At 72.2% G+C, this 13,903-nt stretch carries 12 protein-coding genes; 8 read left to right on the top strand and 4 right to left on the bottom strand.

Translation table 11 applies throughout. From position 1 onward, the window contains the following. The first annotated feature begins 19 nt into the window (after positions 1-19). Together P2F65_RS02305 and P2F65_RS02300 are read left to right on the top strand one after the other, a co-directional pair. The gene (locus tag P2F65_RS02305) at positions 20-448 is read left to right on the top strand and encodes a hypothetical protein (protein ID WP_275803748.1); all 429 of its coding nucleotides are present in this window, start codon (positions 20-22) and stop codon (positions 446-448) included. A gap of 170 nt (positions 449-618) precedes the next feature. Beyond that, positions 619-1,296: a hypothetical protein gene (locus P2F65_RS02300; protein WP_275803746.1), complete on the top strand. Its 678-nt coding sequence runs from the start codon at positions 619-621 to the stop codon at positions 1,294-1,296. Between the two features lie 40 nt (positions 1,297-1,336). Here the strand turns inward: P2F65_RS02300 and glpK (P2F65_RS02295) are convergent, their stop codons facing one another. Next, the gene (glpK, locus tag P2F65_RS02295) at positions 1,337-2,854 is read right to left on the bottom strand and encodes a glycerol kinase GlpK (RefSeq protein WP_275803744.1); all 1,518 of its coding nucleotides are present in this window, start codon (positions 2,852-2,854) and stop codon (positions 1,337-1,339) included. Then, positions 2,851-3,618 carry an IclR family transcriptional regulator gene (locus tag P2F65_RS02290; RefSeq protein WP_275803743.1) on the bottom strand — a complete coding sequence of 256 codons (768 nt, stop codon included), beginning with the start codon at positions 3,616-3,618 and terminating at the stop codon, positions 2,851-2,853. Before P2F65_RS02290 ends, glpK (P2F65_RS02295) begins: the two co-directional genes overlap by 4 nt. 285 nt (positions 3,619-3,903) lie before the next feature. On the opposite strand from P2F65_RS02290, the gene P2F65_RS02285 reads away from it, so the two are divergent. The 5 genes from P2F65_RS02285 (at position 3,904) to P2F65_RS02265 (ending at position 9,730) form a co-directional block, all read left to right on the top strand. After that, positions 3,904-4,755 carry an MIP family channel protein gene (locus tag P2F65_RS02285; RefSeq protein WP_275803741.1) on the top strand — a complete coding sequence of 284 codons (852 nt, stop codon included), beginning with the start codon at positions 3,904-3,906 and terminating at the stop codon, positions 4,753-4,755. A 54-nt stretch (positions 4,756-4,809) separates the two neighbouring features. Continuing rightward, positions 4,810-6,324, top strand: a complete 1,515-nt coding sequence (gene glpK / locus P2F65_RS02280; RefSeq protein WP_275803739.1) for a glycerol kinase GlpK — start codon at positions 4,810-4,812, stop codon at positions 6,322-6,324. A 59-nt stretch (positions 6,325-6,383) separates the two neighbouring features. After that, the gene (glpD, locus tag P2F65_RS02275; protein WP_275807221.1) at positions 6,384-8,045 is read left to right on the top strand and encodes a glycerol-3-phosphate dehydrogenase; all 1,662 of its coding nucleotides are present in this window, start codon (positions 6,384-6,386) and stop codon (positions 8,043-8,045) included. Between the two features lie 414 nt (positions 8,046-8,459). Continuing rightward, the gene (locus tag P2F65_RS02270; RefSeq protein WP_275803737.1) at positions 8,460-8,981 is read left to right on the top strand and encodes a hypothetical protein; all 522 of its coding nucleotides are present in this window, start codon (positions 8,460-8,462) and stop codon (positions 8,979-8,981) included. Next, the gene (locus P2F65_RS02265) at positions 8,978-9,730 is read left to right on the top strand and encodes a dienelactone hydrolase family protein (protein WP_275803735.1); all 753 of its coding nucleotides are present in this window, start codon (positions 8,978-8,980) and stop codon (positions 9,728-9,730) included. Before P2F65_RS02270 ends, P2F65_RS02265 begins: the two co-directional genes overlap by 4 nt. Before the next feature lie 28 nt (positions 9,731-9,758). On the opposite strand, the gene P2F65_RS02260 is transcribed toward P2F65_RS02265, so the two are convergent. Both P2F65_RS02260 and P2F65_RS02255 read right to left on the bottom strand, forming a co-directional pair. Continuing rightward, positions 9,759-10,844, bottom strand: coding sequence for a DNA topoisomerase IB (locus tag P2F65_RS02260; RefSeq protein ID WP_275803734.1), 1,086 nt, complete (start codon positions 10,842-10,844; stop codon positions 9,759-9,761). 68 nt (positions 10,845-10,912) lie between these two features. Beyond that, on the bottom strand, positions 10,913-12,325 hold the full coding sequence (locus P2F65_RS02255; protein WP_275803732.1) for an amidase: 1,413 nt from the start codon (positions 12,323-12,325) through the stop codon (positions 10,913-10,915). A gap of 253 nt (positions 12,326-12,578) precedes the next feature. Between P2F65_RS02255 and P2F65_RS02250 the strand changes: the two genes are divergently transcribed. Beyond that, on the top strand, positions 12,579-13,802 hold the full coding sequence (locus tag P2F65_RS02250; RefSeq protein WP_275803730.1) for an HNH endonuclease signature motif containing protein: 1,224 nt from the start codon (positions 12,579-12,581) through the stop codon (positions 13,800-13,802). The last annotated feature ends 101 nt before the right edge of the window (positions 13,803-13,903 follow it).

The following is a 13,903-nucleotide window of genomic DNA, read 5'->3' as shown; positions in this document are numbered from 1 at the left end:
TTCGGGCAACGATGCCCGCATGACCTTCAAGGACCTGCCACCTGACATCCGTAACCTGCCGCTGACCGACTCGCGGCTTGCCGGCGACGTCATCGATCTCATCATCGGCGACGATGCGCGCTCCCGGGGCAGCATCGGGCTCATGCTCTGCGACGGCCGGGACCGCGGCGTCCAGCCCGTCGTGCTGGCCGACGTGCCGACCGACGCCGAGTGCAGCGTCCTGCGCCAGCTCCTCGACCTCTTCCTGCCGGCCGTCGCCGAGCAGGGCGGATCGGTGCTCGTCGGCCGCGGCCGGCGCGGCGGCGGTGCCCCGAACGACCTCGACCGCGAGTGGCACCAGCAGGCCATCGACTGCTGCGCCGCCTCCGGGGTCCGGCTGCTCGGCTTCCACCTCGCCACCAGCGAGGGCGTCTTCGCGCTGCCCGGACCCCTGACTGCTGCCTGCTGAGATCCCTCCGACGCCCGCCAGGGTGGCACGCCGCAGTCTGCCCGTGACCGGCGGGGGAGTGCTCCCCATTGCCGGAGCGGCCCCTGCGCCACGACGCTTTCCCCGCCTGCAGAAGCGGACAAACCGGGCCCATCGGCGGTCAGCCGGGCTCAGCACACGAGGGGAAAGCCATGAACAGCAACAGGATTCGCCGAATCGGGATCGGCCTGTTCGCAGCGGCCGCGGTCGCAGTGCCGTCGGCGGTCGCGGTCGCGTCCGAGCCGCACTACGTCACGGTGAAGCCTGCCGCGCGGCCGGGCAGCGTGAACCCGAAGGTGAAGATCCACCACGGGAACCCGCGGCCGGACAAGCTCGGCTCCGCGTCGGTCACGCAGTGCTCGGGCGGCCCGGCCGCAGGCACCGAGCGGCTGGCCAGCTACATCGAGTACTGGTGGCCGCGCGGCGAGAGCGCCGGCATCTACAACTGCCGCAACGTCTCCGGCAGCAGCAGCTACAGCCTGCACGCCGGCGGCCGCGCCTACGACCACCGCCTGTCCGTCCACAACGAGAAGGACAAGGCGGCCGGCGACTCCCTCGTCGCGGCGTTCCTGCGCGCCGACACCAAGGGCAACAAGTACGCCCTGGCCAAGCGCTTCGGGGTCCAGGAGATCATCTGGAACTGCAAGATCTGGACCGCGGAGCGGGCGAGCGAGGGCCTGCGGCCCTACGGCGCCTGCCCGACGAGCAACGACACCATCGCGCACCGCGACCACGTCCACATCGGCCAGAACCTGCGCGGCGCCAACCGGAAGACCACGGCCTTCACCGGCTGGAGCTGGTGCGAGCCGCGCGACGGCATGTGCAGCTGAGTCCTGCCACAGGGCGCCCCATGAGGCGTCCCACCATCGGTCAGCTCGAGGTCGACGGTGGGGCGCCCCAGGCGATGGAGAGCTCGACGGCGCGGTCCCAGCGTTCGAAGTGGTGCTGCCGCACTGCCGGCTCCATCCGCGGGTGCCACTCGGCGGCCTTGTGCCACTGACGCTTGAGCACCTGGCGGTCCGGCCAGTAGCCCGCCACCAGCCCGGCCGCGTAGGCCGCCCCGAGGGCAACGGTCTCGGCCATCATCGGCCGCACGACCGGCACGTCGACGAAGTCGGCGACGGCCTGCATGAGCAGGTTGTTGGCGGTCATGCCACCGTCGACCGCCAGGCTGCTCAGCGGCACGTCGACGTCGAGGTTCATCGCGCGCGCGACCTCGCTGATCTGCAGGGCCGTCGCCTCGAGCACCGCCCGCGCGATGTGCCCCTTGGTGATGTAGGACGTCAGTCCTGCGACGATGCCCTGGGCCTTGGTCTCCCAGCGGGGCGCGTACAGTCCGGAGAACGCCGGGACGACGAAGCAGCCGCCGTTGTCCTCGACCGTCATCGCCAGGGTCTCGATCTCTGCGGGGGAGCGGATGAGGCCCAGGCTCTCGCGGCACCACTCGACCAGGGCGCCGGCGATCGCGACCGACCCCTCGAGGGCGTAGACGGCCGGCTCGCCGTCGACCTTGTGCGCGACCGTGGTGATGAGTCCGTGCCGGGAGCGGGCGATGTCGGTGCCGGTGTTGAGGAGCAGGAAGCTGCCGGTGCCGAAGGTGCACTTGGCCTCGCCCGGCTCGAAAGCGGTCTGCCCGAAGAGGGAGGCCTGCTGGTCGCCGATGACGGCCGTGACCGGGATGCCGGGCACCGGGCTCCGGGTCTGCGCGAGGTGGGCCATCGACGGCCGGATCTGCGGCAGCATGGCCGCGGGAACGCCCATGCAGTCGAGCAGCTCCTGGTCCCACGCGAGGGTGCGCAGGTCCATGAGCATGGTGCGGCTGGCGTTGGTCACGTCTGTGACGTGCAGGCCCCCGTCGACACCACCGGTGAGGTTCCACACCAGCCAGCTGTCCATGGTGCCGAACAGCAGGTCGCCGCGCTCGGCCCGCTCGCGCAGGCCCGGGGCGCTGTCGAGGATCCACCGCAGCTTGGGGCCGGAGAAGTAGGTCGCCGCGGGGAGGCCCGTGCGCTCGAAGATCGTCTCCGCACCGAGCTCCTCACACACCTCCTGGAGGAGCGGCGCCGTCCGCGTGTCCTGCCACACGATCGCCGGGGACACCGGTTCGCCCGTGCGCCGGTCCCACACGACGGTGGTCTCCCGCTGGTTCGTGACGCCCAGGGCCACGACCTGCTCGGGGGAGGCGCCGGCGTTGTCCAGCGCCTCGGGCACGAGGCGCTGGACGATGTCCCAGATCTCCCCGGCGTCGTGCTCGACCCAGCCCGGCCGCGGGAAGTGCTGGTGGTGCTGGCGCTGGGCGAGGGAGACGAGCCTCCCCTGGCGGTCGAACAGCAGGCACCGGGTCGAGGTCGTCCCCTGGTCGAGTGCGGCGACGTAGCGGTCGGTCACGAGCGGCCGTGCCCGAACTCGCGGGAGATCGCCCGGGCGGCCCACAGCACGTCCTCGGCGAGGGCGTCGCGCGGGTGGCCGCGACCGTCGCAGAGGGAGTCGACCGGGCCGGCGACGCCGACGGCTGCCACGACGTAGCCACCGCGGTCGCGGATCGGGGCGGCGATGCCCGCCTGGCCCCGCTCCGACTCCTCGACCGCGACGGCGTAGCCGGCGTCCCGGACGTCGGCGAGCTGGCGGATGAGGGTGGGACGATCCGTGATGGTGCGGTGGGTGAGGGTCTCGAGCGGTCCGTCCAGCACGCTGCGCGCCGCCCCAGGGTCGAAGGCGATGAGCACCTTGCCCAGCGCCGTCGCGTGCAGCGCGATGGTGGCTCCGGTCTCGAGGGTCTGAGGCCCGGCCGCGACTCGGAACACGTGGTGGGCGATCACCGCTGCGCCGCCGCGGAACATGGCCACCCGCGCGGACTCGCCCGTGCGGGCGGCCAGCGCGTCGGTCCAGTTGATCGCTCGGGAACGCAGCTCGTTGACATCGAGCTGCGTGGACCCCAGCTGGAGCAGGTCGCGCCCGACCCGGTAGAGACCCGTCACCTCGTCCTTGTCCACGAACTCGACCTCGCACAGCGTCCGCAGCAGGCCGTGGGCGGTCGGCTTGGCGAGCCCGAGCGCCCCGGAGATCTGGGCCAGCCCGAGCGGCTCGCTCTCCGCGGCGAGCAGCCGCACGATCGCTGCGGCACGTTCCACCGACTGCACGGACCCGGGCATGACCCCACCGTGCCACGGCGTTCGACATTGTCAAACGCGGGGTGCGTTCGACGATGTCGAACGGTCGCCGTTGTTTCGGGTTCGGGGGCAGCCTACGGTCGCCAACAACCCTCGAGATGCACGATCGGCAATTGGGGGCGAGTCTCGGATGAGCCACATGTGTGTGTGGCCCGGCCGGCAGAGCCCCCTCCGCACCCAACAGAGCTCCTCGCACACAGCAGAGCTACTCGCACCCAGCAGAGCCATTCGCACACAGCAGAGCCACTCGTACAAAGGAGTACTGACATGGCAGCGCTCGGAAGACGGACGCTCGTCGGCGAGCTCATCGCCGAGTTCCTCGGGACCCTGATCCTCATCATCCTCGGCACGGCGGTGGTGGCCCAGGTCGTCACCAGCGAGGGGGCGCTCGGTGACCACGACTCCATCGCCTGGGCCTGGGGCCTCGGCGTGGTGTTCGGCGTCTACACCGCAGCCCGCATCAGCGGCGCCCACCTCAACCCCGCAGTGACCATCGCCCTCGCCGTCTTCCGGGACTTCGAGTGGCGCAAGGTGCTGCCCTACTCGCTCGCGCAGGTCGCCGGGGCCTTCACCGCGGCCCTCATTGTGCGGCTCGGCTACGCCGAGGCCATCAACACCGTCGACCCCGGGCACACCATCGCCACCCAGGGCATCTTCTCGACCCTTCCGGGCAACGGAGCCATGGACATCAGCCAGGGCGCCGCGCTCCTCGACCAGGTCATCGGCACCGCGATCCTGCTGTTCCTGGTCCTCGCCGTCACCGACACCCGCAACAGTGCGCCCGTCGCCTGGATGGCGCCGTTCATCGTCGGCCTCATCGTGGTCGCCATCGGCATGGCCTGGGGCACCAACGCCGGCTACGCCATCAACCCCGCCCGTGACTTCGGCCCCCGCCTGGCCTCCTTCCTCACCGGCTACGAGACCGCGTTCGAGGACCAGAACGGCGCCTTGTACTTCTGGGTTCCGATCGTCGGCCCGATCGTGGGCGGGCTGCTCGGCTCGGCGGCATACGTGTTCCTCATCGAGAAGTTCCTCCCGCCGGTGGAGGAGGAGCAAGAGGTCGGCGAGGTCCCCACCGAGGAGCCCAACCCGCACGCGAGGACGTCATCGGTCAACTGACGAACCCCGCCCACCCCAAGCACGTCCAGAACACCCAAGAACAAGGAGCACGTCATGGCTGAATTCGTCGGCGCCGTCGACCAGGGCACCACCAGCACGCGGTTCATGATCTTCGACCACGGTGGCAACGAGGTGGCCCGCCACCAGCTCGAGCACGAGCAGATCATGCCCAACCCGGGCTGGGTCGAGCACAACCCCGTGGAGATCTGGGACCGCACCAGCTCGGTGCTGCAGACCGTCATGAACGGCAAGGGGCTCGGCCCCTCCGACCTGGCCGCTCTCGGCATCACGAACCAGCGCGAGACCACCGTGGTGTGGAACAAGCGCACCGGCCGCCCGTACTACAACGCGATCGTGTGGCAGGACACCCGCACCGACAAGATCGCGGCGGCGCTCGACCGTGACGAGCGGGGAGAGGTCATCCGTCGCAAGGCCGGTCTGCCCCCGGCGACCTACTTCTCCGGCGGCAAGATCCAGTGGATCCTCGAGAACGTCGACGGCGTTCGCGAGGCGGCCGAGAAGGGCGAGGCCATCTTCGGCAACACCGACAGCTGGCTGCTGTGGAACCTCACCGGCGGCACCCGCGGAGGGGTGCACGTCACCGACGTCACCAACGCCAGCCGCACCATGCTCATGGACCTCGAGACCCTCGAGTGGGACGACGAGCTGCTGAAGATCTTCGGCATCCCGCGTCAGATGATGCCCGAGATCCGTCCGTCCTCCGACCCCAGCCTCTACGGCGAGACGCTCGAGAACGGCCCCCTCGGCGGGGCGGTCCCGCTCGCCGCCGCGCTCGGCGACCAGCAGGCGGCGATGGTCGGTCAGGTCTGCCTGGCGGCCGGCGAGGCGAAGAACACCTACGGCACGGGCAACTTCCTGCTGCTCAACACCGGTGAGGAGCTGGTCCGCTCCGAGAACGGCCTGCTCACCACCGTCTGCTACCAGTTCGGTGACGCCAAGCCCATCTACGCGCTCGAGGGTTCGATCGCGGTCACCGGGTCGGCCGTGCAGTGGCTCCGCGACCAGCTCGGCATCATCTCCGGCGCGTCGCAGAGCGAGTCGCTGGCCCGGCAGGTCAAGGACAACGGCGGCATGTACTTCGTGCCCGCGTTCTCCGGCCTGTTCGCGCCCTACTGGCGCTCGGACGCGCGCGGCGCCATCGTCGGCCTGTCGCGCTTCAACACCAACGCGCACCTGGCGCGGGCCACCCTCGAGGCGATCTGCTACCAGAGTCGCGACGTGGCCGACGCCATGGAGAAGGACTCCGGCGTCAAGCTCGAGGTGCTCAAGGTCGACGGTGGCGTCACCGCCAACGACCTGTGCATGCAGATCCAGGCCGACGTCCTCGGCGTGCCGGTCAGCCGCCCCGTCGTCGCGGAGACGACCGCGCTCGGCTCCGCCTACGCCGCAGGGCTCGCGACCGGGTTCTGGGAGAACCCGGAGGAGCTGCGCGAGAACTGGAACGAGAGCAAGCGCTGGACGCCGGAGTGGAACGACGAGCAGCGCGAGGAGGGCTACCGCGGCTGGCGCAAGGCTGTGGAGCGCACGCTCGACTGGGTGGAGGTCTGACGATGCCCGAACAGGTGGCCCGCCTCGACCCGCAGAGCCGGGAACAGGCGCTGGAGGGCATGGCCGCCGAGGAGCTCGACGTCCTGGTCATCGGTGGCGGCGTCACCGGTGCCGGGGCGGCCCTCGACGCGGTGACCCGCGGTCTGCGGGTCGGCCTCGTCGAGGCACGCGACTACGCGGCCGGCACGTCGAGCCGCTCGAGCAAGCTGATCCACGGCGGGCTGCGCTACCTCGAGCAGCTCAACTTCGCGCTCGTCCGTGAGGCCCTGCACGAGCGGTCGCTCATCCTCAACCGCCTGGCCCCGCACCTGGCCCGTCCGGTGCCGTTCATCTACCCCCTGCAGCACCGGATCTGGGAGCGGCCATACGTCGGCAGCGGCATCCTCCTCTACGACAGCATGGGCGGCCGGCACGGCGTGCCGGGCCACCGCCACCTGACGAAGAGGCAGGCGCTGCGGGCGTTTCCCTCGCTGCGCAAGGACGCGTTGGTAGGAGCCGTGCAGTACTACGACGGCCAGGTCGACGACGCACGGCACACGATGATGATCGCTCGCACGGCGGCCCGGTACGGCGCCCTGTGCGCGACCAGCGCTCGGGTCGTCGGGTTCCTCCGGGAGGGCGACCGGGTGGTGGGCGCCGAGGTGGAGGACCTCGAGACGGGCCGCACCCACCAGGTCAGGGCGAAGACGACGATCAACGCGGCCGGCGTGTGGACCGACGAGATCCAGGAGATGGTCGGTGGGCGGGGGCAGTTCAACGTGCGTGCCTCCAAGGGCGTGCATATCCTCGTGCCCCGCGACCGGATCCACGCCAGCACGGGGATCATCAGCCGCACGGAGAAGAGCGTGCTGTTCATCATCCCGTGGGACACGCACTGGATCATCGGCACCACCGACACCGACTGGCACCTCGACCTCGCGCACCCGGCGGCCAGCCGGAGCGACATCGAGTACCTGCTCGACCACGCCAACCGGCTGCTCGCCACGCCGCTGACGCACGACGACATCACCGGCGTCTACGCGGGTCTGCGGCCCCTGCTCGCGGGGGAGTCTGAGGCGACCAGCCAGCTCTCCCGCGAGCACGCGGTCGTCAGCCCGGTGGCCGGCCTCGTCATGGTCGCCGGCGGCAAGTACACGACGTACCGGGTCATGGCCAAGGACGCCGTCGACGTCGTGGCCCACGCGCTGCCGTGGAAGGTGCCGAAGTCGTGCACCGACTCGGTGCCGATCGTCGGGGCCGACGGGTTCCATGCCGCCTGGAACCAGCGGCAGGCCCGGGCCGACCGGGCCGGCATCCATGTCGCGTGGGTGGAGCACCTCCTGCGCCGCTACGGGACGCTGACCGACGAGCTCCTCGAGCTCATCGGCGAGAACCGGGACCTCGGCGAGCCCATCGAGGGCGCTCCGGAGTACCTGCGGGTCGAGGCGTACTACGCCGCGCTGGCCGAGGGCGCTCTCCACCTCGACGACGTCCTCACGCGGCGGACCCGGATCTCGATCGAGACGTTCGACCGTGGCCAGTCCTCGGCACGGCACGTCGCCGAGCTCGTCGCCCCGGTCCTCGGCTGGGACTCCAAGAGGGTGGACGAGGAGGTCGAGCACTACCTCGCCCGCGTCGAGGCCGAGCTGCAGTCCCAGAAGGAGCCGGATGACCAGACGGCCGACGCAGCCCGGCTCGGGGCGCCGGAGGTGCGCGGGCTGGGATCGCGCCGCGCCTCCTGACACGGAGCGGCGTGGGTATGCCGGGCGCACGCCGGCATACCCACGCCGCACCACCCGTGCGCCGGCCGCAGCGCCGGCCCTCCGCCCTGCGTGGCAGTGGCACCAGGGGCCACCCCTGACCACGCGCGAAGGAGCGCTGAGCCGAACGTGTACGTGCTGGTCGAGGCCTTCGGTGAACGACGCCGCGGGGGCCACCCACGTGGAGTCAGCGCACTTCCAGAAGGCGACCGCGCAGCTGCCGGCATACTTCGCCCAGACCCCGCACATCGTCAACGTCACCGCCCCGGGTAGCGGGTGGTCGCGTCTGGGCGAGATGGCGGTGCCCCAACGGGCCTGGGCGCACGGACGGCGGCCTCGCCCCAAAACGCGGCATAAGGACCCAGCGGCCCCTGCCGACCATGGATACTCGGGCACGTGAACGTCCGCTCGCTGTCGCCTGAGAGTGGCGGGACCCTGCTGCCCTTCCGGGGGCACCGCGACGTCGGCGATGAGGCGGGCCGGCGCACCGGTCCCGACCCGGTCGAGCCGAGCGACTCGCCGACGGTCGTCCACCTCACCCGCCGCCGCGTGGGGGCGCAGGCGACCGCAGGGAGGCAACGCCCGCACTGGGTGCGGGTCGCCCTCGCGCTCGCCTCGGCCGCACTGGTGGCGGGAGGGGCAGCGGCCGCCGCCCTGACCGGGGTGCTCCCGCTGTCGACCGAGCGGCCGCAGCCACGACCGGCCGTGTCCGCACCGCCGACCTCGGCGGCGGGCCAGGGCGCCAACGTGCCCGCCGCCTACGGCCTGTGCCAGGCCTTCGACCGGGCCGCCGAGCGGGGCGACGACGTGGCCACGGCTCTCGCGTTCCGCAACCTCGCGAACGCCGCCGGTGGGGCCACCCGGGTGTCCGGTTACTGCGCTCCCTTCGACGACCTCGACCGGGGCCGGGCGCGGTGAAAGCCACCCCGGCCCTGCAGGGCTGGGTCGAGGGCGAGCACAGCGCGGACGGCCGCAGCCACCCGGTCTACCGGCGTGGTGAGGGTCCGGGTGTCATCGTCATCCACGAGCTGCCGGGACTGACCCCCGACGTGGTCGCGTTCGCCGACGAGGTGGTGGAGGCGGGCTTCACAGTCGCGATGCCGAGCCTGTTCGGCACCCCCGGTGCGCCGGGCACGGTGGGGGAGGTTCTGCGCGTGATCCCACGGGTCTGCATCAGCAGCGAGTTCACCAAGCTCGCGGTGGGCGAGACGGCCCCCGTGGCCGGCTGGCTGCGCAGCCTCGCCCGCCACCTGCACGAGGAGACCGGCGGCCCGGGAGTCGGCGTCGTGGGCATGTGCTTCACCGGTGGCTTCGCGCTGGCGGCCATGGTCGACCCGTCGGTGGCCGCGCCGGTGGTCGCGCAGCCGTCGACGCCGTTCCCCGTCGGACGACGTCGGCGGGGCGACCTCAACCTGAGCCCGGCAGACCTCGCCTGCGTGAAAACCCGTGTGGCGCAAGGCTGCCCGGTCCTCGGGGTCCGCTACGACGGTGACCGCGCCACCGGCACCCGCTTCGACACCCTCGCGCGCGAGCTCGGTGACGGGTTCCTCCGGGTCGACCTGCGCCCGAGCGGCCGGATGGACCACGCGACGCTGACCGTGCACCGCAGCCAGGTGGCCGTCGACCGGGTCCTCGCGTTCCTCAGCCAGCGGCTGAAGCCGGCCTGACCGCGGCCGGCAGGCACGCGGCATACCCTCAGCCCCGGGCGCCGGTGACCGCCTTCCGAGGCGAGGTCTTCCGCGCCCGGCTGCGCACCGCCCGCGCCGCAGCCTCCGACCCGTCGGCCGCGAGCATCTCCAGCACCGCCTTCTCCAGCTCGGCCTGGCGGACGTCGGGGGTCTCGTGCACCTTGCGCGCGACGTGCGCGATGGTGGTGCCGTCTTCGTAGAGGTCGATGACGCGGGGGTCGATGTAGGAGTTCTTGGCGATGGTGGGGGTGTTGCCGAGGTACTCGGAGACCTCCTGCACCGCGGACTTGATGGCTCGCTGGCGGGAGCGCTTGGTGTCGCCGGGCTCGTCCGACATCGCCAGGGCGGTCGCCGCGATGACCGTGGCGTGCCAGGTGCGGAAGTCCTTGGCGGTCAGGTCGCCGGCGAGCAGCTCGCGCAGGTAGGTGTTGACCAGGGCGGCGTCGAGGCTGCTCCAACGGCGTGAGTTCTGGTATGCCAGAAGGCGATCGCCGCCACCACGCCGCTTGCGCATCCGCTCCAGCGCGGCCATGACGTCGGCGTCGTCGATCTCTACGCAGTGCTCGATGCCCGACTTGCCGGTGAAGCAGAAGACGAGCTTGCCGCCCCGGGCGCGCACGTGCCGCTTCTCGAGGGTGGTGAGCCCGAACGAGCCGTTCGCGTCCGCATAGCTGTCGCTGCCGATGCGGAAGTAGCCGAGGTCGAGCAGCCGCACCGCCGCCGCACTCGCCCGCTCCAGCGGCATGCCGTCGAGGCCGAGGTGCTCGAGCACCTGCCGGCGGGCGTCGGGGAGCTTGCGCGCCGCCTCGCTCACCCGGTCGAACTTCATCTTGTCGCGCTTGATCCGCCAGTCGGGGTGGTAGAGGTACTGCCGCCGACCCGCGTCGTCGGTGCCGACCGCCTGGATGTGCCCGTTGGGGTGGGGGCAGATCCACACGTCCTTCCACGCCGGCGGGATGGCGAGGGCGCGGATGCGCTCGACGTCCTCCTCCGGCAGTCGCTGCCCGTCGCTGTCGAGGTAGACGAAACCCTTGCCCGCGCGTCGGCGGGTCCAGCCCCTCGAGTTGGGGGAGACAGTGCGCAGCCTGGCCATGACCGGACACTAACGCGCAGGTCAGCGGCCTGCGCGGCGACAACAGCAGCGGTATGCCGCGGGCTCGCCTACGCGGTGATCGGCCAGCGCGGGCGCGCGGCCTCCGGCCGGTGCCGCTCGTACCACCGCAGCACCCGCAGGACTCCGACGTCGTCGAAGCGCCGTCCGGCGACCTGCAACCCGATGGGTCGGCCGTCCCCGGTGAAGCCGCAGTTGACCGTGCCGGCGGGCTGCCCGGAGAGGTTGAAGGGCGCCGTGAACCCGATGTGCACCATCCCGGCGTCCTCGCTGCCGAACGGCATCGGCCACTCGGCGGGGAAGGCCGGCCCCGGCGCGACGGGGGAGAGCACCGCGTCGAACCCCAGGGTCGCCGCGACGGTGCGCTGCTGGATGGTCATGGTGCTGCGGTAGCACTCCATGACCCGCGCGCCCGAGACGTCGGCGCCGCCGTGCACCCACTGCACGATGAACGGCAGCACCCTGCGCCTGCGCTCGTCAGGCAGCGCGGAGTAGTCGACCCAGGAACGGACCCGCCAGAACAGGTCGAGGTCGGCGAGCAGCGCGTCGTCCATGAAGGGTGCGAGCGGCTCGACGACCGCACCGGCATCCTCGAACAGCGCGGCTGCCTGCTCGACGGCGGCGACCACCTCGGGCTCGACCGGTGTGCCGCACCCGGCGTCGAGGTGCAGGCCCAGGCGCAGGCCGCGCACGTCGAGCTCGAGGTCTGTCTCGTCGAGGGTCAGGCGCTCCGGCGGCAGGCTGGTGAAGTCGCGCGGGTCCGGCCCGCTGAGGACGCCGAGCAGGCGGGCCGCGTCGTCGACCGTGCGCGTGATCGGCCCGGCTGCCCGCCCGAGGAAGGGGGTGTCGAGCGGGACTCGGCCGGCGCTCGGCTTGAGGGTGGCGAGCCCGAGCCAGGTGCCGGGGAGCCGGATGGAGCCGCCGATGTCGGTGCCGACGTGCAGTGGGCCGTATCCCGCGGCCGCCGCGACGCCGGCGCCCGAGGACGAGCCGCCGGAGGTCCACCGGGGGTCCCACGGGCTGCGCGTGGTGCCGTGCAGGCTGGAGACGCCGGAGGAGAGCATGCCCCAGTCGGGCATCACGGTGGAGCCCAGGATGACGCCGCCAGCCTCCAGGATCCGGTCGACCGCGGGCGAGTTCGCCTCCGGCACAGTCGGGTCGACCCCGGCGCAGCCGAGCGGCATCGGGACTCCGGCGCGGGCGAGGTTCTCCTTCACGGTCGTGGGGACGCCGTCGAGCGGGCCTCGGGGTGCACCTGTGCGCCACCGGACCTCGGCGGCGCGGGCGGCCTCCAGGGCGCCCCCGGGGTCGGGACTCCACAATGCGTTGAGCTCGGGCTCGCGGCGGTCGATGACGTGCTGCACGGCCGACAGCACCTCGACGGGGGAGAAGTCACCCCGTGCGTACCCGGCCACGAGCTCGGCCGCGCTGAGCCGGGCCAGTGCGACGTCGTCGGCGCCCACGGACAGCTCCTCCTCTCGTAGTCGGGTCCAACCACGAGTATCGGACGAGTCGGCGGGGCAGGCAGGCGAGTCCGGAGACTGTCTCTCGGTTCGGTCGTCCACAGGGTGGCGCCTGTTGTCACGTCGTCCACCGCCGCTGGGTGCCGGGTTGTGCCGGAGGCGCGAGTATGCCGTCGAATCACGTTGTGCTGCAACGGAGTCCGTTGCCATCGGGTTCACTTGGTTGTCGGTGGTCGCCCCTACCGTTGTCTGCATGTCCACCTCGGCAGGCCTCTCGGCGTTCGGCACCCGGCCGGTGCTGTCGCCGGCCAGGGCGGCCGACGCCGCCCTGGCCGGGGCGCAGACCGGGCAGCTGTGGGCGCTGTCGGACGCCGAGGTCGCCGAGACCCTGGGCCACCTCGAGCGGGTGAGGGCGGGCGCGGAGGCGCAGCAGGTCGCCGTGGTCGCCGAGGCCCGCTCCCGCGGGCTCGGCAGCGAGCAGGGCTGGTCCGGGCTCGACTGGGCCACCCAGGCCGCGCCCGGCATGGCGGCCGGGCACGCCGGCACCCTGCAGGTGGTGGCCGACGCGTGCCGGGACCGGCGGCTGGCGGCCCTGGCCGCCGGGGTGGAGTCCGGTGCGATCAGCCTGCCCAAGGCGGCCCAGCTGGCCCGCTTCCACCGCGGCGCCGCGCCGCTGGCCGACCCCGACCAGCTCGACGCCGACACCGCCACCCTCATTGAGGCCGCCCCGGCCCTGACCGACAAGCAGCTCGCCATCGCGATCCGGCACGCGAGTGCGCTGCTGCGGCCCGAGCGCGACGCCGAGCACCTCGAGGAACGCCGCCGGGCCGCACGCTCGCTGTTCAAGAGTCCCGGTCCGGCCGGGATGAGCAGCTACCGGATCGTCCTCGACCCCGAGGGGGCGGCCATCCTCGACGCCGCCATCGACCCCCTGGCCCGGCCCCGACCGGCCAAGGACGACCCCGACCTGCGCACCCCCGCCGCGAGGCGCGCCGACGCCCTGCTGGCCGTCATCGGCCGCGGCGTCTCCTCCCCCGGGAAGGCACCCAGGACCAGCAAGGCCGCCCTCGTGGTCACCATGGGCCTGGACCAGCTCACCGGCGCCGCCCGCGGGGCCGGGCTCACCCTCGGCCAGGAGCTGCTCACCGCCGGCACCGTGCGCCGCCTGGCCTGCGACGCCGACCTGATCCCCGCCGTCCTGGGCACCAGAAGCGAGCTGCTCGACGTCGGCCGCCGCAAACGCCTGGTCACCCCCGCCATCCGCCTCGCCGCCTGGCTGCGCGACACCGGCTGCACCTACCCGGGCTGCACCGTGCCGGCCCAGTGGTGCGACGCCCACCACGGCGTCCCCTGGTGGCAGAACGGCGAGACCGCACTGACCAACACCGCCCTGCTCTGCGGACGGCACCACACTCTCGTCCACGACCGCGACCTGACCTGCACCATCACCGCCACCCACGTCACCTGGCACCTCTGACCACCCCGCCCCACACCCCGCCCACCCCGGCGGGGCGACCGGCATGTCCGGGGCGTGGCTGGCTTCCGGCGCGGCGTGCGGTGAGTCGATGGCCGACAGTC

The sequence above is a fragment of the Knoellia sp. p5-6-4 genome, from assembly GCF_029222705.1.
Lineage (GTDB): Bacteria > Actinomycetota > Actinomycetes > Actinomycetales > Dermatophilaceae > Pedococcus_A.
This window is presented reverse-complemented; position numbering and strand designations above follow the sequence as displayed.